The organism is Salinirubellus salinus (assembly GCF_025231485.1).
GTDB lineage: Archaea > Halobacteriota > Halobacteria > Halobacteriales > Haloarculaceae > Salinirubellus > Salinirubellus salinus.
The window spans coordinates 3010521-3035265 of the sequence record NZ_CP104003.1 but is presented as its reverse complement, the minus strand read 5'-3'; the positions used below and the strand labels follow the sequence as shown (position 1 = coordinate 3035265).

27 protein-coding genes and 1 tRNA gene are annotated in these 24745 nt (G+C 70.3%); 15 read left to right on the top strand and 13 right to left on the bottom strand.

The genetic code is table 11. The features are described from left to right. Positions 1–44 precede the first annotated feature (44 nt). The 8 genes from N0B31_RS15935 (at position 45) to N0B31_RS15900 (ending at position 8060) form a co-directional block, all read left to right on the top strand. Entirely contained in the window at positions 45–1424 is a 1380-nt protein-coding gene (locus N0B31_RS15935) for an NAD-dependent succinate-semialdehyde dehydrogenase (protein ID WP_260592614.1), read from the top strand. A 162-nt stretch (positions 1425–1586) separates the two neighbouring features. After that, entirely contained in the window at positions 1587–2183 is a 597-nt protein-coding gene (locus N0B31_RS15930; RefSeq protein ID WP_260592613.1) for a DJ-1/PfpI family protein, read from the top strand. Positions 2184–2625: 442 nt separating this feature from the next. Next, positions 2626–3369, top strand: a complete 744-nt coding sequence (locus N0B31_RS15925; RefSeq protein WP_260592612.1) for a ribonuclease H-like domain-containing protein — start codon at positions 2626–2628, stop codon at positions 3367–3369. A 51-nt stretch (positions 3370–3420) separates the two neighbouring features. After that, entirely contained in the window at positions 3421–4320 is a 900-nt protein-coding gene (locus N0B31_RS15920) for a lipoate--protein ligase family protein (protein WP_260592611.1), read from the top strand. Between the two features lie 39 nt (positions 4321–4359). Further along, positions 4360–5208 (top strand): deoxyribonuclease IV, encoded by an 849-nt coding sequence (locus tag N0B31_RS15915; RefSeq protein ID WP_260592610.1) that lies wholly within the window; start codon positions 4360–4362, stop codon positions 5206–5208. A gap of 111 nt (positions 5209–5319) precedes the next feature. After that, the gene (locus tag N0B31_RS15910; protein ID WP_260592609.1) at positions 5320–5781 is read left to right on the top strand and encodes a cupin domain-containing protein; all 462 of its coding nucleotides are present in this window, start codon (positions 5320–5322) and stop codon (positions 5779–5781) included. A gap of 106 nt (positions 5782–5887) precedes the next feature. Continuing rightward, positions 5888–6682, top strand: coding sequence for a class I SAM-dependent methyltransferase (locus tag N0B31_RS15905; protein ID WP_260592608.1), 795 nt, complete (start codon positions 5888–5890; stop codon positions 6680–6682). Between the two features lie 286 nt (positions 6683–6968). Next, positions 6969–8060: an aminopeptidase gene (locus N0B31_RS15900; RefSeq protein WP_260592607.1), complete on the top strand. Its 1092-nt coding sequence runs from the start codon at positions 6969–6971 to the stop codon at positions 8058–8060. Between the two features lie 339 nt (positions 8061–8399). Here N0B31_RS15900 and N0B31_RS15895 read toward each other — a convergent pair whose 3' ends face one another. Together N0B31_RS15895 and N0B31_RS15890 are read right to left on the bottom strand one after the other, a co-directional pair. Further along, the gene (locus N0B31_RS15895; protein ID WP_260644001.1) at positions 8400–9056 is read right to left on the bottom strand and encodes a DUF7095 family protein; all 657 of its coding nucleotides are present in this window, start codon (positions 9054–9056) and stop codon (positions 8400–8402) included. A gap of 61 nt (positions 9057–9117) precedes the next feature. Further along, positions 9118–9615, bottom strand: a complete 498-nt coding sequence (locus N0B31_RS15890) for a DUF4442 domain-containing protein (protein ID WP_260592606.1) — start codon at positions 9613–9615, stop codon at positions 9118–9120. 89 nt (positions 9616–9704) lie between these two features. Between N0B31_RS15890 and ncsA the strand changes: the two genes are divergently transcribed. Then, positions 9705–10709 carry a tRNA 2-thiolation protein NcsA gene (gene ncsA, locus N0B31_RS15885; RefSeq protein ID WP_260592605.1) on the top strand — a complete coding sequence of 335 codons (1005 nt, stop codon included), beginning with the start codon at positions 9705–9707 and terminating at the stop codon, positions 10707–10709. Positions 10710–10773: 64 nt separating this feature from the next. Next, positions 10774–11595, top strand: coding sequence for a 2-oxo acid dehydrogenase subunit E2 (locus N0B31_RS15880; protein WP_260592604.1), 822 nt, complete (start codon positions 10774–10776; stop codon positions 11593–11595). Positions 11596–11722: 127 nt separating this feature from the next. On the opposite strand, the gene ftsZ is transcribed toward N0B31_RS15880, so the two are convergent. The 3 genes from ftsZ to N0B31_RS15865 form a co-directional block, all read right to left on the bottom strand. Next, positions 11723–12931, bottom strand: coding sequence for a cell division protein FtsZ (ftsZ, locus tag N0B31_RS15875; RefSeq protein ID WP_260592603.1), 1209 nt, complete (start codon positions 12929–12931; stop codon positions 11723–11725). Between the two features lies 1 nt (position 12932). Then, positions 12933–13109, bottom strand: a complete 177-nt coding sequence (gene cdrS, locus N0B31_RS15870) for a transcriptional regulator CdrS (protein ID WP_260592602.1) — start codon at positions 13107–13109, stop codon at positions 12933–12935. A 376-nt stretch (positions 13110–13485) separates the two neighbouring features. After that, the gene (locus tag N0B31_RS15865) at positions 13486–14046 is read right to left on the bottom strand and encodes a double zinc ribbon domain-containing protein (RefSeq protein ID WP_260592601.1); all 561 of its coding nucleotides are present in this window, start codon (positions 14044–14046) and stop codon (positions 13486–13488) included. Positions 14047–14171: 125 nt separating this feature from the next. On the opposite strand from N0B31_RS15865, the gene N0B31_RS15860 reads away from it, so the two are divergent. Continuing rightward, positions 14172–14245: transfer RNA gene (locus tag N0B31_RS15860), tRNA-Tyr, on the top strand. Between the two features lie 74 nt (positions 14246–14319). Here N0B31_RS15860 and N0B31_RS15855 read toward each other — a convergent pair. The 5 genes from N0B31_RS15855 to N0B31_RS15835 form a co-directional block, all read right to left on the bottom strand. Then, positions 14320–15144, bottom strand: coding sequence for an aldo/keto reductase (locus N0B31_RS15855; RefSeq protein WP_260592600.1), 825 nt, complete (start codon positions 15142–15144; stop codon positions 14320–14322). Positions 15145–15192: 48 nt separating this feature from the next. Next, positions 15193–15906: a sterol carrier protein gene (locus N0B31_RS15850; RefSeq protein WP_260592599.1), complete on the bottom strand. Its 714-nt coding sequence runs from the start codon at positions 15904–15906 to the stop codon at positions 15193–15195. Between the two features lie 94 nt (positions 15907–16000). Continuing rightward, positions 16001–16243 (bottom strand): ribbon-helix-helix domain-containing protein, encoded by a 243-nt coding sequence (locus tag N0B31_RS15845; RefSeq protein WP_260592598.1) that lies wholly within the window; start codon positions 16241–16243, stop codon positions 16001–16003. Positions 16244–16383: 140 nt separating this feature from the next. Next, positions 16384–17484: a succinylglutamate desuccinylase/aspartoacylase family protein gene (locus N0B31_RS15840; RefSeq protein ID WP_260592597.1), complete on the bottom strand. Its 1101-nt coding sequence runs from the start codon at positions 17482–17484 to the stop codon at positions 16384–16386. A 39-nt stretch (positions 17485–17523) separates the two neighbouring features. Further along, positions 17524–18357: a CPBP family glutamic-type intramembrane protease gene (locus N0B31_RS15835; protein ID WP_260592596.1), complete on the bottom strand. Its 834-nt coding sequence runs from the start codon at positions 18355–18357 to the stop codon at positions 17524–17526. A gap of 92 nt (positions 18358–18449) precedes the next feature. Here N0B31_RS15835 and N0B31_RS15830 point away from each other — a divergent pair, with 92 nt between their 5' ends. The 3 genes from N0B31_RS15830 to N0B31_RS15820 all read left to right on the top strand — a co-directional run bounded on the left by N0B31_RS15830 (position 18450) and on the right by N0B31_RS15820 (position 20357). Continuing rightward, positions 18450–19634, top strand: a complete 1185-nt coding sequence (locus N0B31_RS15830; RefSeq protein WP_260592595.1) for a M24 family metallopeptidase — start codon at positions 18450–18452, stop codon at positions 19632–19634. Between the two features lie 43 nt (positions 19635–19677). Next, positions 19678–20091, top strand: coding sequence for a hypothetical protein (locus tag N0B31_RS15825; protein ID WP_260592594.1), 414 nt, complete (start codon positions 19678–19680; stop codon positions 20089–20091). 62 nt (positions 20092–20153) lie between these two features. After that, entirely contained in the window at positions 20154–20357 is a 204-nt protein-coding gene (locus N0B31_RS15820) for a DUF7472 family protein (RefSeq protein ID WP_260592593.1), read from the top strand. 24 nt (positions 20358–20381) lie between these two features. Here the strand turns inward: N0B31_RS15820 and N0B31_RS15815 are convergent, their stop codons facing one another. After that, complete coding sequence (locus N0B31_RS15815) at positions 20382–21437, bottom strand: DNA primase large subunit PriL (RefSeq protein ID WP_260592592.1); 1056 nt, start codon at positions 21435–21437, stop codon at positions 20382–20384. Between the two features lie 556 nt (positions 21438–21993). On the opposite strand from N0B31_RS15815, the gene N0B31_RS15810 reads away from it, so the two are divergent. Further along, positions 21994–22566, top strand: a complete 573-nt coding sequence (locus tag N0B31_RS15810) for a DUF1684 domain-containing protein (protein ID WP_260592591.1) — start codon at positions 21994–21996, stop codon at positions 22564–22566. 13 nt (positions 22567–22579) lie between these two features. Here the strand turns inward: N0B31_RS15810 and N0B31_RS15805 are convergent, their stop codons facing one another. Together N0B31_RS15805 and N0B31_RS15800 are read right to left on the bottom strand one after the other, a co-directional pair. Continuing rightward, positions 22580–24010 carry an APC family permease gene (locus N0B31_RS15805; protein ID WP_260592590.1) on the bottom strand — a complete coding sequence of 477 codons (1431 nt, stop codon included), beginning with the start codon at positions 24008–24010 and terminating at the stop codon, positions 22580–22582. Beyond that, entirely contained in the window at positions 24007–24657 is a 651-nt protein-coding gene (locus N0B31_RS15800; protein WP_260592589.1) for a potassium channel family protein, read from the bottom strand. Before N0B31_RS15800 ends, N0B31_RS15805 begins: the two co-directional genes overlap by 4 nt. Positions 24658–24745 lie beyond the last annotated feature (88 nt).

Below are 24745 nucleotides of genomic sequence, written 5' to 3'. Positions count from 1 at the left end.
GGCCCCGCACGAACACATTTCACCCAGCCGGGCGAGCGGCCGGTATGCGCAGTGTCGACCCGACGACTGGCGAGGAGTTGGCCACGTACGAGGAGCACACGCCCGAGGAGGTGGACGCCGCCCTCGAGCGAGCCGTCGACGAGTTCGCAGAGTGGCGCGAGCGGCCGGTCCAGGAGCGCTGCGGGGTGCTCGTCGAGGCGGCCGACCTCCTGCGCGAGCGCAGCGAGGAGTACGGCGAGCTGATGTCGAAGGAGATGGGCAAGCCCATCGAGCAGGGCGTCGGTGAGGTGGAGAAGTGCGCGTGGGTGTGTGAGTACTACGCCGAGCGGGCGCCCGAACAGCTGGCCGACGAGGTGATCGGCACCGAGCACGACGCCCGCACGCTGGTCTCGCACGAACCGCTGGGGCCGGTGCTGGCGGTGATGCCGTGGAACTTCCCGTTCTGGCAGGTATTCCGTTTCGCGGCCCCGAACCTCGCGGCGGGGAACGTCGGTCTCCTGAAACACGCCTCGAACGTCCCCGGTAGCGCGCTCGCCATCGAGGAGGTGCTCCGGGACGCAGGCGCGCCCGAGGGGGCGTTCCAGACCCTCCTCGTCAGCTCGGGACAGGTCGACTCGGTGATCGAGGACCGACGGGTGAAGGCGGTGACGCTGACGGGGAGCGAACTCGCCGGTCGCGCCGTCGCCGAGACCGCCGGCCGGGAACTGAAGAAGACGGTCCTCGAACTCGGCGGGGCCGACCCGTTCGTCGTCCTCGAGGACGCCCCCATCGAGGAGACCGTCGAGAAGGCCGTCCACGCCCGGACGCAGAACAACGGCCAGTCCTGCATCGCCGGCAAGCGGTTCGTCGTCGTCGAGTCGGTGTACGACGAGTTCCTCGACCGGTTCGTCGACGCGATGGCCGACCTGACCGTCGGTGACCCGCTGGACCCCGAGACGGACGTGGGGCCGCAGGCCCGCGAGGACCTGATGGAGGAGCTCCACGACCAGGTCGAGCGGAGCGTCGAAGCGGGCGCGGAGGTGGCGCTCGGCGGCGAACCGCTGGACCGCGAGGGGCCGTTCTACCCGCCGACGGTGCTGACGGACGTCCCGCTCGACAGCGCCGTGGCCTGCGAGGAGACGTTCGGCCCTGTCGCCGCTGTCATCCGGGTGCCGGACGAGGAGACGGCCGTCGAGGTGGCCAACGACTCCACGCTGGGGCTGGGCGCGAGCGTCTGGACCGCGGACCTCGAACGGGGCGAGCGCGTCGCCCGCGAGTTCGAGGCCGGCTGTTGCTTCGTCAACGAGTTCGTGAAGAGCGACCCGAGAGTCCCGTTCGGCGGCGTGAAGGACTCGGGCTACGGGCGGGAGCTGAGCCGTGACGGCATCCACGAGTTCGTCAACCGGAAGACGGTCTGGGTGGACCACGGGCTGACCGAGGACTGAGCGGGGAGCGCCACCGGTTCGGCGTTTCTCGGGTCGCTCGAACCCACGAGCGGCGCGTCTCACGTGGCCGGCGGGTGGTCGCCGCGGGACGATTTCGTATCGCACTCTGGGGTTTACCACGCCCACGGTCGCTTATTTGCCCTCCGGGCGCGAACGGCCGCCATGGACCTCCAGATACTGCTCTACGACGGGTTCGACGAGGTGGACGCCATCGCGCCGTACGAGGTGTTCCGGAACGCCGAGACGGCGGGGGCGGCCCTCGAGACGACGATGGTCACGCTGGACGAGCGCGACACCGTGACCGCCAGCCACGACCTCGAGGTCGGCGTACAGGGGACGCTCGGGTCGCCCGACGCGCTCCTCGTTCCCGGCGGCGGGTGGGGCAACCGGGCCGAACAGGGTGCGTGGGGCGAGTACGAGCGGGGCGACGTCCCCGAGGCCGTCGCCGAGGCCTACGACGCGGGCGCCACCGTCCTCACCGTCTGCACGGGCGGGATGCTCGCGGCGAAGTCGGGCGTGCTGAACGGCCGGCCGGCGACGACCCACCACGTCGCGCACGCCGACCTGCGCGATTCGGCGGCGGAGTTCGTGGAGGCTCGGGTCGTGGACGACGGGCGCGTGCTCACGTGTGGGGGTGTGACCTCGGGGCTGGACCTCGCCGTCCACTTCGTCCGCCGAGAGTTCGGCGACGACGTGGCCGACACCGTGCAGGCCGAGATGGAGTACGAACCTCGTGGGGAAGTGCTAGTGGTCGAGTAGGGGTCCGTGGGGTGGTGGTGAGTCCGTGTTCTGTGACGGCGAGCGAGGCGACTAGCGCGATACAAGCTATACCGCACAGTTACCGCCGCGCAGTAGCGCCGGGCGCGGCGGGGCCGCGCTACGGCGGCCCTGCCCTCCCCGGTGCGCCGCGATGCTGGAGCAAGCTCCAGCAGGCCCGCGCTCGCCGCCGGGCGAGCGCCCGCACGCGAGGGGAGGGGGAGGAGTGGTGGACACTGCGGTGGCGGGCGCGTGGTGCGCCCCCGGCGCACCCCCGCCTGCGGTCGCGGGGCGGTTCACGTGTACCGCGCTAGGCTCCCCGCTCGTCTCAACAGAGCCCTAGGACGTCCCACGACCCAGACGAGAACCACGGTCGACGTTCCACCCGAAACCCGACCCCCAGAGAACGAACGCTTTTAATCGACCAGTCACCCACCAGCACCTAGTGCGAATCGAGAACAGTTTCATCCCGGTCCGTGGCGTGGGCGAGAAGACCGAGCGAAAGCTCTGGGAGCGAGGCGTCACCCACTGGGACGAGTTCGACTCGTCGCTCGTCGGAGCCACGACGGCCGAGCGCATCGAGTCGTTCATCGAGACGGCCCGCCCTCGACTCGACCGGGGGGACGCCCGGTTCTTCGCGGACGCCCTCCCCAGCGCGGAGGCGTGGCGCCTCTACGAGAACTTCCGGAACGAGGCCGCGTTCTTCGACATCGAGACGACCGGGCTCTCGAAGGAGCGGGACAAGGTGACCACCGTCTCCGTGTACCAGAACGGCGAGACGGAGACCCTGATTCACGGGCAGGACCTCACGCGAGAGCGACTGGCCGAGGCGCTGGACGCTCCGTTGCTCGTCACCTACAACGGCGCGAGTTTCGACGTCCCGTTCGTCGAGCGGTCGTTCGACCTCTCGCTCGACGCGGCGCACCTCGACCTGCTCTACCCCTGCCGGTCGGTCGACCTGACGGGCGGGCTGAAGACCGTCGAGAAGGACGTGGGTATCGAGCGCGACCGGCCGGACCTCTCGGGTCGTGACGCGGTGCGGCTGTGGCACGACTACGAGCGCCGCGGGAACGACGAGGCGCTGGAGACGCTGGTCTCGTACAACCGCGAGGACACCGTCAACCTCCGGACCGTCGCGGACGCGGTGGCCGAACGGCTCCACGAGGACCGCTGCGGCGGCCTCCTCTGAGGGGTCACCGGGACCGGCGACCTTTTTCGCCCCCCGTCCCCGAGGGCGGGTATGACCGACGCAGGGGTCGACCCGAACCCGGCGGTGGCCGACGCGGAGTGGCGCGTCGTCACCGAGGAGGTACTCGACGGCGCGACGGCGATGGCCTACGACGAGGTCGCGGCGGAGACGGCCGCGAACGGCGGCCCCCGAACTGTCCGGGTCTACCAGTGGCTCCCGAGCACGCTCTCGCTCGGGTACCGACAGGACGCCGACGACGTGGACTGGCGCTTCTGCGAGCGCGAGGGCATCGACGTGGTCCGCCGGCCGACCGGCGGCGGCGCCATCTACCACGACACGCACGGCGACATCTCCTACTCCATCGTCGCGCCCGCGGACGAACTCCCCGGCGACCTGATGGAGACGTACGAGCTGCTCTGCGAGCCGGTGCTGGCGGCGCTCCGCGCGGCGGGCGTCCCCGCCGACTTCGCCGAGACCGAACGCGAGGCCATCTTCGAGCCGGCGTGTTTCCTCCGGGACGTGAACCCCGCACACGACGTGGTCACGCCCGAGGGGAAGAAGGTGGCCGGCAACGCCCAGCACCGGACCCGCGACGCGGTGGTCCAGCACGGCTCGTTCTCGTTCGCGCCCAACCCGGAGCGGCACTGCTCGTGTTTCGCCGACTGCGACGTGCCCGTCGAGCAGTTCGAGGACCGCGTCGCCTCGATGGAGGCGACCATCGAGCGGACCATCGAGACCCGCGAGTACGAGGGTGAGGACGTGGGGCCACTCGACAGTCTGGCCGTCTCGCGCGACCACGCGGTCCGCACACTGGAGCGGAGTCTGGCGGCGTGGTGCGACGCCGACGAGCAGGGGTGGACCGAGGCGGAGCGCGAGCGCGCGAGGGAGATCGCCGACGAGAAGTACCGGACCGAGGCGTGGACGCGCGAGCGAGACGACCCCCTCGCCTGAAACGAAGTCACTAATTCCGGGCCACCCCTCCACCCCTCCATGAGCACCGACGACACGCTCCGCGTGGGCGCACACACCTCCATCGCCGGCGGCGTCCAGAACGCCGTCACCGAACAGCTGGAGTACGGCGGCAACTGCGGCCAGATATTCTCCTCCTCGCCGCAGGTCTGGGCCGGGCCCTCCATCGACGACGAGGACGCCGCCGCGTTCCGCGACCTGACCGCGGAGCACGGCGTCGGCCCGTGGGTCGTCCACACCTCCTACCTCGTCAACCTCTGTACGCCGAAGGACGGCCTGCGCGAGAAGTCCCTGCACTCGATGCAGGAGGAGGTCGACACGGCCTCGCGGCTGGGAATCGAGTACGTCAACGTCCACCTCGGGGCGCACACCGGCGCCGGCGTGGAGGGCGGGCTGGCGAACGCCGTCTCGGTGCTAGACGACGTGGAGGTGCCGGACGACGTGACCATCCTCGTCGAGTCCGACGCCGGCAGCGGGACGAAACTCGGCGGGCAGTTCTGGCACCTCGGGCAGGTGTGCGACGAGTCGCACCACGACCTCGAGGTGTGCGTCGACACCGCCCACGCGTGGGCTGCGGGCTACGACCTCTCGACGCCCGAGGGCGTCGACGAGACTGTCGAGGAGTTCGACAGCGAGGTGGGTCTCGACCGCCTCGCCTGCTTCCACCTCAACGACTCGAAACACGGCCGGGGGACGAACAAGGACGAGCACGCCCACGTCGGCCTCGGCGAGATCGGCGAGGAGGGGATGCGCGCGGTCGTGAACCACCCGGCCCTGCAGGACGTGCCGTTCGTGCTGGAGACGCCCACCGAGGACGGGAAGTCCTTCGAGTGGAACGTCCAGCGAGTGCGGGAACTGCGCGAGACGTAGGCTCGCGGAATCGTGAGCGGGGAGCGGAGCGACCCGCGAACTGCGGGCGGCGTCGCCCCGTTCGCTTCCGGCTTCCAAGCGTTTTCCTTGGGTGCCCGAGACCGGGCGGCTATGGAGCACACGACAGTCGAGGACGTGGAGGCGTTCGACCGCGCGGGCGCGTCGGTCCGCTCGCTGACCGAGGCGCTCGGTCTCGGGGACGTGGCCATCAACCACTACACGCTGGCGGCGGGCGAGGGCTTCTCCAGCGGGATGCACACGCACGAGGACCAGGAGGAGGTCTTCTACGTGATGGCGGGCGAGGCGGTGTTCGAGACGCCCGACGGCGAGGTCGAGGTCGGGGCCGGCGAGGCGGTCCGGTTCGCCCCCGGCGACTACCAAGTCGGGAAGAACGCGGGCGAGGGGACCGTCGAGGCGCTGGCGATCGGCGCCCCGAAGGGGTCGACCGACGTCCGCGTGCCGTTCGCCTGCACCGAGTGTGACAGCGAGGATCTGCGGGCGATCCCGGGCGGGGACGGATTCACCTTCGAGTGTCCCGAGTGTGGCGAGTCGTACGACGCGCCGCCGGTGTAGCGAGGCCGACGGCAGGGAGGCCTCGAAGAGCGAGCAGTGAGGTACGACCCGCGAGCCACGACCACACCCGACCCCTTTTGCCCACCCGTCACCCACTTCCGAGCGAATGCGTCGGTTCACCGAGTCGTACCTCGCGCGGACCCGCGAGGGGATGTGGGCGGGCGGCGAGCGCGAGGCGCTGGCCGACCTCGAGTTGGCGAGTGCCGACCGCGTGCTCGACGTGGGCTGTGGCTCGGGGGAGTTCACCGCCGTCCTCGCCGAGGAGTCGCCGGGTCGTGTCGTCGGCGCGGACCGCGACCCCGACCTGCTGGCGGCCGCCGACTGCGAGGGCGTCCGGGCCGACGCCCACGCCCTCCCGTTCCCGGACGACACGTTCGACGTGGTGGCCTGTCAGGCCCTGCTGGTGAACCTCCCCGACCCCGCGCGGGCGCTCCGGGAGTTCGTCCGTGTCGCTCGTCCGGGCGGGCGGGTGGCCGCCGTCGAACCCGACAACGCCGCCGTCAGCGTCGAGTCCTCGGTCGGCGCGGAGGCCGCGCTGGCACAGCGGGCCCGCGACCTCTACGTCGCCGGCGCAGCGACAGACGTGGCACTCGGCGGCGTGCGCGACCTGTTCGACGCGGTGGGGCTGGCGGACGTGACGGTGCGGCGCTACGAGCAGACGCTGACCGTCGAGCCGCCGTACGCCGAGGAGGACGTGCGGGCCGTCGCCCGGAAGGCGAAGGCCGCCGACCTCCGCGAGCGCCGGGGGGTGCTGGCCAACGGCGGGGCGAGCGAGGCCGAACTCGACGAGTTGCGCCGCGCGTGGCGCGAGATGGGCCGCGAGGCGGTGCGGCAGGTGGGCGAGGGGAGCTACCGGCGGCGTGAGACCGTTCCGTTCTACGTCACCGTCGGCCGGGTGTAGGACGGAGTTCGTGTTTCTGTGTGGTTCAGTGGTGCCGCCGATGCTGCTGGTGGCAGGCAGACGCGCGAGTCGCGGTGCAACGTGAACCGCGCGGCACCGCACAGCCCTCACACCTCCCCAGCCGACTCGTTCGCACGGTGCCGGCGGGTGCACGAGCGCGCCCGCAGCGCGTGCCACACAGACTGACGGACCGCCCGACGACACCCCCGGTTCCCGTCCACCCGCCTCCCGGACAGAAACCCGTTTCTGCCAACCTTCTTCGGGCGGCCGGGCGAACCCGAACGGTATGGACCCACGCGTCCGCAAGCACGCGGAGATAATCGCCGACCACTCCACCCGCATCGAGGAAGGGGACAACGTGATACTCAACGCCCCGCCCGTCGCCGAGGACCTCGTCACCGCCCTCTTCGCCATCTGCGGGGAGCGCGGTGCCAACCCCCAGTGGCTCGGCCAGACGACGGCGGCCCACCGGGCGTTCATGCACGCGGCCGACGCCGACCAGTTCGAGACGCCCGAACACGCCCTCGCGCAGATGGAGGCCGCCGACGTCTACGTGAGCATCAGAGGGGACACCAACACCCGCCAGACGAGCGACGTGGACCCCGAGAAGACCGCCGCGTACTCGAAGGCCCACCGTCCCATCTTCGAGGAGCGGATGGGCAAGCGCTGGGTCGGCACGCAGTACCCCGCGCCCGGCAACGCACAGGAGGCCGAGATGGCCACGGAGGCCTACGAGAACTTCGTCTACGCGGCCATCGACAAGGACTGGGACCAGCAACGGGAGCACCAGCAGCAGATGGTGGAGATCCTCGACCCCGCCGACGAGGTCCGAATCGTCTCCGGGGACACCACCGACGTGACGATGTCCGTCGCGGGCAACCCCACCGCGAACGACTACGCCGAACTGAACCTGCCGGGCGGCGAGGTCTACACCGCCCCACTCCCCGAGAGCGTGGAGGGGGAGGTGACCTTCGACAAGCCGGTCGTCAACCAGGGCCGCGAGATTCTCGGCGCCCGTCTCGTCTTCGAGGGCGGCGAGGTCGTCGACCACTCGGCCGAGAAGAACGAGGCGGTCCTGACCGCCCTCCTGAACACCGACGACGGCGCCCGGCGCCTCGGTGAACTCGGCATCGGGATGAACCGCGACATCGACCGGTTCACCTACAACATGCTGTTCGACGAGAAGATGGGCGACACCGTCCACATGGCCATCGGCCGCTCCATCCCGTGGACCGTGGGCGAGGAGAACGAGGCCAACGACAGCGCGACCCACGTGGACATGATCGTCGACATGGGCGAGGACTCGTTCATCGAGGTCGACGGCGAGGTCGTCCAGCGGGACGGCACGTTCCGCTTCGAGGACGGGTTCGAGGGCTGAGCGTGCCAGTGGCCTTCGCACGCTGCGCGAGCGAAGCGAGCGCGGGGGCGAAGCGGGGGAGGGCAGGGGTACCGTGTCCGCCCGCGAGGGCGGACCGGCCGCTCCGCGGTGCGGTTCACGTTGTACCGCGCTAGTCACTCCACTCGTCGACACGAAAGACGACCGGTTCGGGACCGTTCACCCCGAGAATCGAACCCTCTAGCCGAATCTTCGAGAGATTTGGGTGAGAGTTCGGAAAAGGGGTTTACCACGTGACGTTGTCACAGACGGTACGGGCCGCGTCGCACCGGGTCTGGCACCCTGAACAACCGAATCCGCGGCCGGCCTGTACCCTGTCCCTCAGACGACGTCCCCGCGGACGCTCGCGCCCTCCGACTCCGCCCGCGAGCGGCGCACCGCGTCCGCCGCGGCGTTCGCCTCCGCCTCGTCCAGCCCCAGCATCGACAGCGATTCCGACAGCGTCGGGAAGACGAACTCACCCGCGCGGAGCTTGCGGAACGCCTCCTCGCTGCGGACCCCGCCGTCCTCGGTGTCGACCCAGAGACAGGCCGCCCGGGGGTCGAGCACCTGCGTCCAGTCGCCCCGTGCCTGCGCACCCCGCAGGCGCTGGGTGACGTTGTCCTCGAACCCGGTGTTACAGACCTCGAGGTGGACCGGTTCGTCCTCGGGGAGGAGATGTGCGCCGAGGCACTTCTCGGGGGCGGCGTGGCCGTTCGCGTTCGCGCGGAGATGCTCCGGGAATGCCTCGGCCCAGTCCGCCGAGACGGTCTTGCCGACCCCCTGCATCCCGTGGCTCGCCTCGAACTCGGCCTCGGCCCCGGGGCGGTCCTTGAACAGGAGGTCCTTGGTGACGTAGACGTCCAGCCGCGCGACGGGGTCCAGTCCGAGCACCACGTCGCCGAAGGCCCACACCTCGCGGACGGGGACGGGCATCGGCTCGGACTCGACCGCCTCGACGATGCGTTCGACCCGGTCGACCGCCGCGGCCCGACCCATGCCCTGCTCGCTCATTGGCCGGCGTAGGGCGTCGAGGAGAAAGAGTGGTTCGCTTGGCGCGCTACCGGCCCAGCCACGACCGTACCCGACCGACCAGCCCCTCGGGCCGGTCCTGCCGGACGTAGAGCGTCTTCTCCACGGTCGCGTGGACGACACCCTCGTCGTCGACGAGTTCGACCGTGTACTCGCGGTCCAGCGACTCGCCGGGCGAGAGCGACTCGCGGATGGCCTCGACCTCCGCGTCGGACACCGCGAACTCGGCGTGGAGGGTGTCACGGCCGGGCTTCTCGAACCGTATCTCGGCCGCCTTGTCCCAGACCGTGTAGGCCGACGGGAGCCGGCGGATGAGCATCAGCATGTAGATCGGGTCGACACAGCCGTACATCGACCCGCCGAAGATTGTCCCCACGTAGTTCCGGGTGCGGAGCGAGAGGGGCAGTTCCACCTCGACGTGCGACCAGTCCGGTTCGATGTGGGTGATGCGACCGCCGGTGCCACGGTAGGCGGGGAAGAGGCGGAAGGCGAGTTTCCAGAGCGAGACGCGCAGGGAATCGAGCATGTCGTCGGGTCCGGGGCGGACACCACGAGTGTTCCGCTCCGCGCTCACGAGGCGAAACCGTCACCCGTCCGCGCACGTAGAGTCGGACAATGGACTGCGACAAGTGTGGCGACCCGGCCGTCACCCACGCGGCGTACTCGGGGCTCCACCTCTGCGAGGCGCACTTCCTGCGGTCGGTGGACAAGCGGGTGCGCCGCCGGGTCCGCGAGGACGACCTCCTCCCCCAGCGCGCCACGCCGGAGGACCCGGAGACGTGGGTCGTCGGCCTCTCCGGCGGGAAGGACAGCGTCGTCCTCACGCACATCCTCCACGACGTGTTCGCGCAGGACCCCCGCGTCGAACTGGTCGCGCTGACCATCCACGAGGGCATCGAGGGCTACCGCGACGCCTCGCTGGACGCCTGTCTCGAACTCACCGAGGCCCTCGGTATCGACCACGAGGTCGTCGCCTACGAGGACGAGTTCGACCTCCGGATGGACGACGTGGCCGAGGCGGACCCGGAAGGGATGGCCCCCTGCGCGTACTGCGGGGTGTTCCGACGGGATGTCCTCGAACGCTACGCCGACGAGTTGGGCGCGGACAAGCTCCTGACCGGCCACAACCTCGACGACGAGGCACAGACCGCGCTGATGAACTTCCTCTCGGGCGACGTGAACCAGGTCGCGAAACACTTCGACGCGTCGCTGGGCGCGTTCCCCGACCGCTCGACCGACCACGACGAGCGGTTCGTCCCCCGGGCCAAGCCGCTCCGGGACGTGCCCGAGAAGGAGGTCGCCCTATACGCGCACCTCGCGGACCTGCCGGTCCACATGGCCGAGTGCCCGCACGCGAGCGAGGCCTACCGCGGCGAGATCCGCGACCTCCTCCTGAAACTCGAGGAGAACCACCCTGGCACGCGGCACTCCATCCTCGCGGGCTACGAGGAACTCGCCCGGCTGGCGAGCGAGGCCAGCCGCGACGACGGGAGCCCGCCGCTGGGCGAGTGCGAGCGGTGTGGCGCGCCGACGACGCGTGACCTGTGTCGGAAGTGCCAGCTGGTGGCGTCCGTCCACGAGGCGGGGGCCGGGGCGGACGTGAGCGAGAGCGACGACTGACCGGGGCCCGAACGTAGCGCGCGCCAACCGACCGCTGTTCTCCCCCGGCGCGCTCCAGTACGGCATGAACCAGCGCACGTCAGCTGACGACGTCCGGGTCGAACCGTTCCCGCTCCGACGGCGGGCCGTCGTCGACGCGGTGGCGATGGGCCACCGTCGACACACCATCCACGGTCTCGTGGAGTTCGACGTCACGGAGGCACGTCGCCGCATCCACGCCCACGAGGCCGCGACCGGGGAGGACCTCTCGTTCACCGCGTTCGTCGTCCACTGCTTCGCGCGGGCGCTGCGCGAGCACCCCGAGGTGCAGGCCTACCGCGACTGGCGGGGACGACTGGTGGTCTTCGAGACGGTGGACGTGGCCGTCCTCGTCGAGAGCGAGGTCGGCGGGACCCGGACCGGCGTCCCGTTCGTCGTCCGCGACGCGGGCCACGAGTCCGTCGAGGCCATCACGGCGGCCATCCGGACCCGTCAGCGCGAACCTGACGCCACCCAGCGGTCGCGGTGGCTCCCGTGGCTACTCCGGCTCCCCAGGATCGTCCGCCGACAGATCTACCGCCTGCCACACCTCTTCCCCCACCGGTGGCGGGAGACGGCCGGGACGGCCTGTGTCACCTCGCTCGGGATGTTCGGCTCCGGCGGCGGGTGGGGAGTGCCCATCACGAACTACCCGGTGCAACTGACCGTGGGGGGTATCGCCGAGCGACCGGCCTTCGACGAGGCCGGGACCGTCGAACCGCACGAGTTCCTCGCGGTGACGGTCAGCGTCGACCACGACACCGTCGACGGCGCACCGGCCGCCCGGTTCGTCGAACGGTTCCGCTCGCTGGTGGAGGCGGCCGACGGCCTGCCGGCGACCCCCGAACGGGCCGCCGAGTCGGCGTAATACACGCCACGCGACAGACGTCCGTCCGCCGGTCGTGTGACGGATGTCAGACAGACTGCGCTAGAAGTAATCTCGCTAATCGCAGTACACCGCCGCCGAAAGAAAGGTTTGAATCTCGACCTGTCGGTTATCGGATGACGTCGAGGCCGTTGTTCTTCTCGAGCTGGGACTCGCCGCCGTCCGTCTCGCCGTAGTCGACGGAGCCGCTGCCGCCGTTGCCGCTCGCCTCGAACGAGGAGCCGGAGCTCCCCTGCTGGCCGCCGGTCTCGCCGCCCTCGATGGCGCGGCGGGAGGCGTTGGCCTGCTTCTGGGTCGTCGGTCCGAGGATCTGGGCGGACTGGACGCCGGTCATGATGGCCATGACCCGCACCTTACCCTTGTACTCCTCCTGGATGCGAGCGCCCCAGATGACGTTCGCGGAGGCCTCGAGCCGCTCGGTGATGTTCTGGGCGATACCCTCGGCCTCTTTCAGCGTGAGGTCGGGGCCGCCGGTGATGTGGACCAGTCCCCCCGATGCACCGCGGTAGTCGACGTCGAGGAGCGGGTGGTTCATCGCGTCCTTCACCACCTCCTCGGTCTTGTTCTTGTCCTGCGTCTCCCCGACGAGCATCACGGCCACGCCGCCCTGGTTCATGATGGACGTCATGTCCGCGTAGTCGAGGTTGATGAGGCTCGGCTGGGTGATGGTCTCGGAGATACCCTTGACCGTCTCGGCGATGATCTGGTCCATCACCGAGAACGCCTTGCCGATGGGCAGGTTCGGGACGTAGTCGAGCAGGCGGTTGTTGTCCAGGACGATGATGGAGTCCGCTTCGTTGCGGAGCTTCTCCAGCCCCTCCTCGGCCTTCACCGTGCGGGCACGCTCGACGTTGAACGGCGTCGAGACCATGCCCACGACGATGGCGCCCTGCTCCTTGGCGATCTTCGCACAGACGGGGGCGGCACCGGTGCCGGTCCCGCCACCCATACCGGCCGTGACGAACACGAGGTCGGCATCACCGAGGACCTCCTTGATGGTGCCCTGCGCCATCTCGGTGGCGCGCTCGCCCATCGAGGGGTCGCCACCGGCACCCAGCCCCTGGGTGAGCGACTTGCCGACGAGGATCTTCGTGTCGGCCTCGATCATCTTCAGGTGCTGCTTGTCGGTGTTGATGGCCACCGTGTCGGCACCGTCGACGCCGATGTTGTACAGGCGGTTGACGGTGTTGTTGCCGGCGCCGCCGGCCCCGATGATGACGATGCGCGGGTCACCGAACTCGTCCCCGTCGGACGACGCGTCGACGTCGCGCTTCTCTTTCTCCGCGTTCTCGAGTGCGGAGTTGACGATGTCCTGCATCTTACACCTTGGCCCAGCCGCGGCGCTTGGGCGGCTGCTCGTCGTCGGCCTCCTCGTTGATCATCTCTCGAACGGCCGCGCGAATCGCCTCGCTGCGGTTCGGGAACTTGCCGGTGTCGACAAGCCGTTCGACCTCATCTATCTGCTGCTTCGGAATCCGTAGTGTCACACGCTCCATTTTGGTATTTCCCCTTGTGGTCCGGTAAGACGGAGGCGGCACACGCCCGCACTGTGTCTCCAGGGTGCACACGCTGCGGCGAGTCACCCCGCCGCACACGCCCTGTAAGACGACCGTCTTACGCATCTCCTACCACAGACTGTTGTATTATAAATGTTTTCACCAGCGTAAGACACGACAACACTTACGGCGGTATACAGCCTGAGACGGCCATTTACGCCGTTTACCGTCGTGCGTGCGTCAGACGCACGTCGGCCCTGAGGCCGATTTCGGCGGTCGAGACCGGCCCGTTTGGGCGGGAGCCGGCACGTCGAGGTGCATCTCTTACGGGTGGTACTCGTACTCTGTCGGCAGCTCGAGGGCGTATGCCCGTCGTTTACGACTTGTCTAACACATCGGCCGCCGGCGTCCGACGCCCGCAGGAGGGGCAGAACGCCCAGTCTGAGCGGATCTCGTCCCCGCAGTCGCAGAACACGCGGTGGCTCGCCTTCTCCCCGCAGTTGGCGCAGTAAACGGCAGACGGCGGCAGGTCGTCGCCGCACTGTTTACACGTCTTCGCCTCCGGCTCGGGCTCGTTTACGCCCTCGTCCACGGGTGTCTTACGGGCCTCACCCTCCGACACCCCGGCACTGCCGGAATCGCCGTCGAGAGTGATGTTTACGTTCACATCCTGCGGTTTACGCGCCGTCCGCGAGTCGTACGCGTCCAGTCGGTCTTCGATGAGCGCGTCGATGCGTTCGACCAGCATCTCGTCGAGGCTGCCCGAAGCCGGATCCACGGACGACGTGTCAGACGCCGTCGACTGCGTCCCGAGCCCAGCCGTCGGCTCCCCGAGGTACTCCCGGAGGGCCTCACGCATGACCTCGCTCTTGGAGGCGTCGAACTCCTCCAGCTGCTCGATGAGGTCGTCGTCGGCTCGGAACGTGATCTTGCTCATCCGTCGTACACGCTTGTCTTCCGTCGTACTTGAAACTTCGCGCGGCGTCGGACACCTGTCTGTCGTCGGGCACACGGGACGGTATGATAACCGTTAAGTCCGACCGTCGGCTCCGTTCTGGTAGACCGCTCTTAGCTCAGCTTGGTAGAGCAGTCGACTGTAGATCGACTTGTCCCCCGTTCAAATCGGGGAGAGCGGACTTCCTCCTGCGAGCGAAGCGGAGAGCGTGAGCGAGTGTTCCACCGAACGCCACCGGAAGACTGAGTCGCGCACTCACCAGTCCGGCGCGTAGTCTGGGTCGAAGAACCGCTCGGTCCGCTCGATGCCGTCGATGGTCGCCACGTCCGCGTCGGACAGGTCGAGGTCACGCGAGGCCCAGTTGTCGCGGACGTGTGCCTCGCTCGTCGCCTTCGGCACCGCGGCGACCCCCTTCGCCCGGAGCCACGCGAGGGTCACGCGGGGGACGCTCACGCCGTGGTCCTCGGCCACCGACTGGAGTTCGGGCACGTCGAAGACGTGGCCGTGGGCCAGCGGCGCGTACGCGACCACGTCGACGCCCACGTCGGCACAGTGCTCGCGGAGGTCGCCCTGCGGGAGCAGCGGGTGACACTCCACCTGGTTCGCGAGGATAGCGGGGTCCGTCTCGAGGGCCGTATCGACGTGCTCTGGTTCGTAGTTGCTGACGCCGACGCCGTCGGTGAGGCCGTCGTCGCGGAGTTCCGCGAGCGTGCTGTGGACGAGGTCGAGGTCGTAGTCGCTGGGCCAGTGGACGTAGAGCAGGTCCACGGCATCGACGGCGAGACGGTCGAGACAGCCCTCGACGGCAGCCCGGATGGAAGCACGCGTCACGTCGCCCGCCTCGCGCGGGTGGAGCACCTTCGTCGCGAGGTAGACGTCCTCGCGCGGGACGCCGGCCGCGGCGACACCCGCACCCACGGGACGCTCGTTCTCGTAGAGTTCGGCGGTGTCGACGTGGCGGTAGCCCACCTCGATGGCGGTCCTGACGCTCTCGCGGCACTGGTCGAAGTCGGTGTTCTGCCACGTCCCCAGTCCGAGGCGGGGAATCGGCGAGTCGGGAGTGGTGTCTGTGGTGCCCATGGCCCCCCGCGGACGGGCAGCGACAAGAGTGCGTCGGCGGCGGCCGGACTACCGGAACCCGAACAGGCGGGCCGAGCGCATCGCGTTGCGCTGCATCGCCTGCTGGACGCGGATGGGGCCCCGCAGGGCCTCGTCCAGGAGTCGCTCGGCTGGCGGGTCCGGCGAGCGCGGGAACAGGTGGGTCGTCTCCACCTCGGCGGCCACGTCGGCCAGCAGGTGGAACACGGTGGCGTACTGGGCGATACGGGCGGGGTTCCCCTCGATGCGCAGGTCGCCGCCGAGGAGCGCCGAGAGCGCGGGCCGGCCGTCGACGAGGCGCTGCCACTCCCGGCAGGTGGCTCGGACGGCGAACCCCGTCTCCCGGTCGTCGGGGGATTCCAGCAACTCGACGCCGGTACAGCGGCCGCTCTCCAGCCCGACGTAGGCGTACACCGTCCCGTCGTCGACGTACGTCTCGACCTGGTAGAGCAGGTCCTGGACCACGGCGGGGAGCGAGGGGCGGAGGCGCTCGCCGAACTTCGTCGGCGCCTCGGCGAGCGTGACGTTCGCGACGCCAGCCCGGATGTCCTCGGGGATGTCGCCGAGCGCCGCGGGCGGGAGGTCACCGAGCGTCGTCTCCTCGACGGGGACGTCCGTGATGACCAGCAGGATGCCGCCGTCGAAGCCGACACCCCACCCGGCCGCCACGTCGTCCAGCGCGGCGTTCTCGTCGAGGCGTCTGCCGTACTCCTCCAGCCACTCCTGCGTGGGGTACAGACTCATGCGGTGTGCTGTCGCACGGTGTGCGTGGCCACGAGAAAAGGATGTCGTCGGGTACAGCCGGTGGGTGGGTCGGGGCCCGCGACGTCCGGCGGGATCAGTAGCCGCCGCCGAAGTCGTCGTCGCGCATCGCGGGGTCCTGCTGGTCGTCGACGGCCTGCGAGAACGGGTCGTCGCCGACGCCCTCGACCGGCTCGTCCGTGGTCGTCTCGTAGGCGGAGACGCCCATCCCCAGCAGTTCCTCGACGGCCTGGTCGCGGTTGAGGAACTCACCCTGCTCGACGAGGCGGTCTATCTCGGTGAGAATCCGGTCGGGAAGGTCGATGCCGATGTCTGCCATACCGGGGCGAGGTGCGTCCGAGACATTAGACTTCGGGTGCGCGGAGGCGCGTGGAGCGAGACGCCTCGGCGGAGCGGTGAGCGCAGCGGACCGCGGAGCGTGGGTGCGACCGTATCGCTCGCGTCTGCGGGTGCCCGGACTCACGTCTGCTCGGGCGCCCGCCACACCGTCCCGTTCGCCCGGTAGCCGTCGAACTCGCCGGTGGCGATCTCGCGCTCGATCTCCTCGGCGGTCTCCTCGTCCACGCGCACGAGGTGACAGAGCGGGTGGCCCGGCAGCGCGACGGGGTTCTCGAGCACCCCGACGAGCAACCCGGTGAACGGGGCCTCGACGACCCGCTCTTCCTTCCGGAAGTGGTCGGTCACCGTGCAGATGGTCTCACCCGTGTGGACGAACGGGTAGGGACCCCACTGCATGTCGACGAGGCCGCCGGTGTCGGCCCGGAGCCACGCCTTGTCGCCGGGTTCGCCCGTCGAGAGGAACCAGTCGGGGGCCGTCACCTCGCCGTCGACCATCCCGTAGGTCCGCAGGACGTTGTCGATGCCGGCGACGGCCTTCGCGATCAGGACCGGCTGGAAGCGGTGGGCCTTCCCCATCTCGACGGTGACGGTGGGGATGCCGGCCTCGGTGGCGGCCTTCCGGAGCGACCCCTCGTCGCCCGCCCCGTTGAGCGCGACGTTCGCGCCGAACGCCCACACCAGTCGCCCCACGTCGGGGCTGCTCAGGTCCGCCCGGACGTGGTACATCGTCGTCCGGTTGCGCGTCGAGGTGTGCAGGTCCAGCCCGAGGTCACACCGCGAGTAGAACGCCTCCCAGAGCGCGTGGGCCATCCGCGAGGCGGTGGTCCCGGACTCGCGACCGGGGAACGCCCGGTTCAGGTCCTGGTCGGAGATGGGGAGGTAGCGTTGCTGGGCCTGGAAGCCGGGGACGTTGGCGACGTGGACGACGACCAGCGTCCCCGCGAGGTCGTCGGGGTCGTAGCGCGCCGCCACCTCCTGTGCCACCTTCACGCCGTTGAGTTCGTCGCCGTGGATGGCCGCCGAGACGAACAGGCGCGGCCCCGGACGGGCGCCGTTCACGATGGTGACCGGCACCTCGACGGCGGCGCCGTGGTACGTCTCGCCCACCTCGTAGCGGAGGTGGCGGGTCTCGCCGGGGCGCACCTCGCCGTCGTAGCGGAACGTGCGGGGCCGGTCAGGGACGGTCGGCGCGGGCGGGTCGAGGCGCTCTGGGTCCATCATACCGACCGGGAGACGCCGGCGAGTGTATATCTTCGCCCGCTACGCGAGCGAGAGGAACCCGACCGCGACGGCGACGACGTGTGCCAGCGCGTGGGCCACCATCGCCGCCTCGAGGCCGTGACGCCAGAACAGCCACCCGAAGACGAGGCCGGCGAGGGTGTTCCCCCCGACGACGAACGCGAGCACCGCTGGCGTGAGCGCGCCGTAGACGGTCAGCGCGGCGGGGAGGTGGCCGACACCGAACAGCACCGACGAGCCGACGATGGCCGTCCACGCCAGCGCGGGCGAGAGCGCCTCGGCGCGCCGGCCGACCGTCCGGAACAGGGCGAACGCGAGGAGCGACATCACGCCCCAGCGGAGCAGGAGTTCCTCGGTCACGCCGCCGTAGAGCAGCCGGAGGGGGAGGCTGGCGAGCAGCGCGCCGACGGTGACGGTGGGTGCGGCCGTCCCGTCGACGGGCGTCGGCGCCACGACATCGAGGGCGAGCAGGAGCGCCCCGACCGCGACCCCGCCGAGGAGCGCGGGCCGGGCGAACGAGCGGACCGCGGGGGCCAGCGGCGTGCCCTCGGAGAGTCGTGAGAGGAGGTGTGACTCGAAGCCGACGCGGGGCGCGGCGTAGAGGCCGACCGCGACGGCGAGCGAGAGGAGGACGAGCGACTGGCCGACGCTGATGGCGAGGAGGACGGCGGCCGGGAGGCCGGCGGCCTCGGCGGTCGCCTCGAGTGTGGCGAGGTCGGTCGAGCGGACGAGCGCGACGACGCCGACCGTCCCGAGCAGGAACAGGACACCGAACCGGCGCAGGCGCTCACCCCACGAACGGGAGGGCACGGAGGGTGGAGCGGTGTCACCGCCGGTCTGGAGGGTCTCGGTCATGCCGGTCGGGTGGCGACGAGACGCGATAAAGGCCCGCTCGCCCCACGCCGGGACGGGACAGGCTACTTGCCGCCCGCGACCGAGAGAGCGGTATGACGACGCGTGTCCCCGCGAGCGAGTTCGAGTCCCGCCTCGCCGCGGTCCGCGAGCGCCTGTCCGACACCACGTGTGACGCCGCCGTCTGGTTCGGCGCGACCAGCATCGAGTACCTGACTGGCTTCCACCACATCCAGACCGAGCGGCCGGTCTGTCTCGCCGTCACGGCCGACCGCGTCGAACTGGTCGTCCCGCGACTCGAGGTCGAACGGGTCGCCCCGAACCCGCGCGTCGACGCGGTCCACGACTACTTCGACTACCCCGGTGGCGACCCGATGGGTGTCGTCGCCTCGATGCTCGACGGCCTCGGTGCCGCGTCGGTCGCGGCCGACAGCGACGGCGCGCCGGGGGTGATGGGCTACGAGGGGCCGGCGCTCTCGGCGTCCGTGGCGGTCGACACCCAGTCGTGGGTCGACCGGCTGCGCTGGGCCAAGAGCGAGACGGAGGTCGACCTGATCCGGGAGTCGGCGAAGTGGGCCAACCTCGGCCACCGCTACCTGGCGGACTTCACCGAGGTCGGTGCCCACCCGGTGACCGTCTCCCAGCGCGCCTCGATGGCGGCCTCGCGGGCGATGCTGGACACGCTCGGGAGCGAGTACGCCGTCCGCACGCGTGGCGACGGCCCCGTCCACGCGGGCTACATCAGCGGTGCCGAGACCCGGCTCCCGCACGGGCACACCCCGAACGAACGACTCTCGGAGGGGGACGTGCTGATAACGGGCGCGACGGCGAACGTCGACGGCTACTACTCGGAGCTGGAGCGGACGATGTTCGTCGGCGAGCCGAGCGACGAGCAGGCCCACCGCTTCGAACAGATGCTGGAGGCCCAGACCATCGCCATCGAGGCGTGCGGGCCGGGGGTGCCGCTCGCGGACGTGGACGACGCGGTCCACGACTACCTCGCCGAGCAGGGCATCGCCGACCTCGCTCGGCACCACGTCGGGCACAACATCGGACTCGGTGCCCACGAACCGCCGTACGTCGACACTGGCTGGAGTGAACACCGCGACGACCCCGCCGACCGGACGATGGAAGCCGGCCACGTCTACACCATCGAGCCCGGCCTCTACACCGACGAGGCTGGCTACCGCCACTCCGGCACGGTGGCCGTCACCGAGGACGGGTACGAGGTGCTGACGCACTTCCCCCGTGACCTCGCGTCGAACACGATACGGCCCTGACGCTGGCGACGGACTCTTACTGTCGGGTGGCAGAACTGTCCGTATGGTCTCCGAACGGTCGATCCACGTCGCGGTGCACACCGTGGCGTTCCTCCTCCTGTACAGCCTGCTCGCCGGCTGGGTCGCCGACGCCCTCTCCCTGTCGACGCTCGTAGGTGGTGTCGTCGGGATGGTCGGCGCCGTCGCCGTCTTCGCCGCGCTCGACGTCGTCGAGGTCGCGCTCGGTGGCGACCTGACGTTCCTCGGCGAGGGGAGTCGCCTCCACGCGGTCCGGGGGCTGTTCGTGCTGTACCTGTTCTTCCTCGTGGCCGCTGGGACGGCGGGGGCGCTCGACACGAACACCGCCCTCCCGGTGACCGTCGTCGTCCTGACCGGCGCGGTGGTCGCCACCCTCGTCGTGTTCGGTCCGCTGGTCGGCTACTACTACCGGCGGTCGGTCGGCGCGAGACCGGCCTGAGCGCGTTCGGGGCTCTCGAACGCTTCGAAGTCCTTTTCTTCGGGCCCCCAGAACGCCGGGACATGCAGATAGCGCGCGAGACGGTGGTCGAGATAGCCGTCTCGCTGGTCACCGTCGTCGTGTTCGTCGTCGCCGTCGTCGCCATCGGCATGAACTACGGCGGTCGTGGCGGGTTCGGACCGGAGGGGGCGGTGGCGCTGCTCGGCGCCATCGTCGGGTTCATCGTCCTCATGTTCGCCGTCGGCTTCTTCCTCTCGGGCCGGTAGTCGGACCATCCGTCAGGGACGGGGTCAGTCGCCGTCGGCGGTACCGGCGTCGGCGTCGACCGCGACGCCCGCCCGCTCGACGCGCTCGGCGTAGTAGGTCACCGGGTGCCCGATGTCCGCGCAGACCTCGTCGCGGTCCACGCACAGGTCGAACGCCTGCATCGTCGCACACGCCGGCGGCGGGAACGCCGCCCCGCGGCTGTCGGCGAGGCGCTCGAACTGGTACTCCACGGAGTCCGCGTCGCTCTCCGTCTCGACGCCGTAGAACGCCAGCACGTCCTGCGTGTCCACGTCCAGTCCCGCGAGGAACGACACCAGCGCGAACCGGCCCCGCCGGTCGAGGTCGGGCGCCCGTTCGAGCAGCGCCTTCACGCACGGCGGGAACAGCTCCGGTTCGACCACGTCCGGCGTCGCGCGCAACTCCACGTCCGCCACGGCGTCCTTCAGCGTCCGGACCTGCCCGGCCAGCGCGTCGGCGACCCCCTCGGGAACGGAGAGCGGCAGGTCGTCGGCCACCCGCCGGCGCACCGCCTCACGGAGCAGGGTGTAGAGCTCCGGCCGCCGGACCGGGACCACGCCGTCGTGTAGCTCGCGGGCGACGAGGCGCCACCGCTCGCCTTCCAGCGCCGAGGCGAGTTTCAGGTACGCGGTCACGTCGACGAGGAACTCTCCCTCGCCCGTGGGCCGGACCTGTCCGGAGAGGTCGAAGTCGGCGAGCAGTCGGTCGAGCGAGAGACGCTCGCGGTCCGTCGACTTGAGCTGGGCGTCGTCGTCGAAGTCCTCGGTGAACCGCGCGTGGGCGAGGGCGGCCTCGGCGTTGGCGTACTTGGCCACCGCGCCGGGCGTGTCGAGCAGCGAGACGAGTACCCGCGCTACCGGGTAGGAGAGCAGTTCGGCCCGCGTCGAGGACCGGCCCTCGCTGGCCACCGTCCCGGCCAGCAGGGCGCGCTCGACCCGTTCACGGCCCCGTTCGACCGCCGGCCCGCCCTCCGTCACCAGTTGGCCGAGGTCCACCTCGGCGTCCTGGACGGCCTCGCGAGAGGCCCGGAGGAAGGGGTACCGCGCGTGGAGCCGTCGCATGGACTGTTCGTTCACGGCTTGTCTGGATGAAGGTGACGGTCCGCCGGGTGTGGCGGGGGGCGCGGAGAGGACACCGTGACGGAGAGCGAGAGTGCCAGCGCGGTACAACTGAACCGCACAGCGGAGCGGCCGCCCGGGCCGCGCAGGGCGGCCCGGGACGGCAGGCCGTCCCTCCCCCACCTCGGACACACGCGGCGGTGCCGCGTGGTCCTCGGCGGCCGGCGGTCTCGTCGGGCGGGTGAAGCAGGTGGCCTGCCCGACTCACGCGACCGGCTGGAGCGTGTAGTCGGGCACGGGGGAGGGCAGGGCCGCCGTGTCGGCCCTTCGGGCTGACCGGCCGCTTCGCGGAGCCGTGCGGTCTCGGTTGTACCGCGCTAGTCTCCCCGCTCGAACGCACGGAACGCACCACACCGCTCGAACGCACGGAACGCACCACACCGCTCGAACGCACAGCGACCCCTACGGTACCCGAACTGCGCTCGACCCGAAACGGGACCCCACCGGGCACACACACGTGCGGAAGGGTTACCAAGGGTGACCGACTAGTGGGGCCACCATGAGCGAGACAGACGTCGACACCGCCGAGTGGGAGGAGGAACTCGAACACCACCGCCACGAGAAGGACCACTTCTTCGCCGAGCACCCGCAGTCGCCCATCCCGGACGACGAGAAGGACGCGTTCGACGGGCTCTCGTACTACCCCCCGGACCCCGACTACCGGGTCGAGGCCACCCTCGAACCCGTCGACGACGACGACACGTTCGAGATGGAGATGACCGCCGGCCACCCCGTCGAGTACGTCCGGGTGGCGAGACTGACGTTCGACCTCGCGGGCGAGGAGCGCGACCTCTACGCCTACGAGCAGGCGGGCGACGAGTCCGGCGAGACGCTGTTCGTCCCGTTCCGCGACGCCACCAGCGGCGAGGAGACCTACGGCGCGGGCCGGTACATCGAACTCCACCCGCGGGACCCCGACGACCTGCTGGTGAACGGCGGCACGGTGCCGCTGGACTTCAACCTCGCGTACTCGCCCTTCTGCGCGTACAACGAGGCGTTCGCCTGCCCCATCCCGCCCGCGGAGAACACGCTGGAGGTGGCGGTGGAGGCGGGCGAGAAACTGCTCGACTGAGCGGGTCGAAGACTCAGTCGTCGCCCGCTTCGACGGCCGACTCGGCGGCGGTGGGGGCCGACTCCCCACGCACGACGAGGACGTACGCGACCAGCCCGAGACCGATCCACCCGGCGCTCAACGCGAGCGCGAGCGGGTCGGTCCGGACGAGGTACTCGACGAGGACGCCCGTCAGCACGAGGTTCAGCACGATACCGACGACCGGTGGGAGCGGGTAGAGCGGCATCTCGTAGGGGCGGGTCAGGTTCGGGCGCTCGCGACGCAGGCGGATGACCGCGCCGTTGACCACGACGAACGAGAGCAGGAAGAACAGGCTCGACATGTTGCCCGCGCTCTTCGTGGGGAGGACGACGGCGAACAGCATCACCACCGAGGAGGCGAGGATGGCGACGAACGGCGTCCCGAAGCGGTGGTGGATGCGCCCCACGCGCGGGAGGAGCTGGCCCTCCCGCCCCATCGAGAACGCGACGCGCGAGGAGGCGATGACGACCGCGTTGAGCGCCGTCAGCGTGGAGAAGACGGCGCCGAAGACGATGACGGCCCCACCCTCGCCGACGACGGGGAACTCGGGCATGAACGCCGTGGCGGCCTGCGCGATGCCGGCCTCGCCGGCCTCGGCGAGGCCGTCCGCGCCGAGGGTGCCGATGGCGACGGTGACGACGGCGAGGTAGACGACGACGGTGGCGGCGAGGCTGATGAAGATGGCCCGCGGGATGTTCTGCCGCGGGTTCTCCACCTCCTCCGTGACCGTGGTGATGAGGTCGTATCCCTCGAACGCGATGAACGTCAGCCCCATCGCCGGCAGGATGGCGAACGGGCCGCCGTCGCCGAACAGGGGCTGGAACTCCGCGCCGGGGACGAACATCGGGGAGGTCAGTCCGAACGCGACGAACACGACGAGGATGCTCACCTTGACGATGGTGAACACGGTCTCCAGACTCCCGCTGGCGGCGGTCGAGACGGCGTTGACCGAGACCAGCAGGCAGACGGCGACGGCCGCGAGCGCCACCTCCGGCGGGACGGCGACCCCCGCCACCAGCGACACTGCCCCCACCGCGTCCGGCGGCGGGACGAGCCCGTAGACGTGGAGCAACTCGAGGAAGTTCGGGGCGAACCCGAGCGCGTACAGCGTCCCCGCGATCATGTAGGCGAACCAGAGCATCCACCCCATCACGAACGAGGCGAGGTCGTCGAACACCTCGCGGACGAAGGCGTAGCCGCCGCCCGACTTGGGGATGGAGGCGGCCAGTTCCGCGTACGAGAGGCCGGTGAACGCCGTCACGACCCCGTTGAGTGCGAAGACGAGGATGGCGGCCGGCCCGGCGATCTCCGCGGCGAGCCCGGTCAGGACGAAGATGCCCGCCCCGATCATCGCGCCCATCCCGATCATCGTCGCGTCCAGCAGGCCGAGTTCGGCCGCCGGTTTGCGCTGGTCGTGACTCATCCGTGGAACAGCTGTCTGACCTCGTCGGTCACGTTCGGTTCCGCCGCGACGAGGTACGCCCGACCCGGTTCGAGCGTCGTCTCGGCGCTGGCGATACGGTCGCCGTCGGCCGCGGAGACGACGAGACTGCCGTGTGGCAGGCTCACCGCCGAGAGCGACCGGCCTGCCAGCGGCGAGTCCTCGATGACCCGCATCTCGATGATCTCCAGTTCGCCGGGGAGCGACTCGACCGCCCACATCGCGTCACCGGTGGCCGCGTTGACGGCCGCACGGGCGCCGGCCCGCTCCGGGAACACGGTGGCGTCGACCACCTCCTCGTACCCCTCGGCACCCGCCGGTGTCGCGACCCGCATCACCGTCCGGAGGTCGGGGTTCAGCCGCGAGGCCAGCACACAGGCCCCGAGGTTGGCCCCGGCGTTCGGCGTCAGCGCGAGGATGACGTCGGCCCGCTCCGGGTCGGCCTGACGGAGGATGTCCGGCCGGGTCCCGTCGCCCTCGACGACGCTGGCGACGTACGCGTCGGCAATCTCTTCACACCGGTCGCCGTCCCGCTCGACGACGACCACCCGGTGTCCCTGCTCCTCCAGCGACTCGGCGGCGTGGTACCCCACCCGACCGCCACCGACCACGATGACACGGAGGTCCATGTTCGGGAGTGTGGTGCCGCCTGAAAAGGGGTGAGGGGTCGGTCCCGGAAGTCGGGAAGGAGGGGTCGGTCCCGGAGGTCGGGAGCGG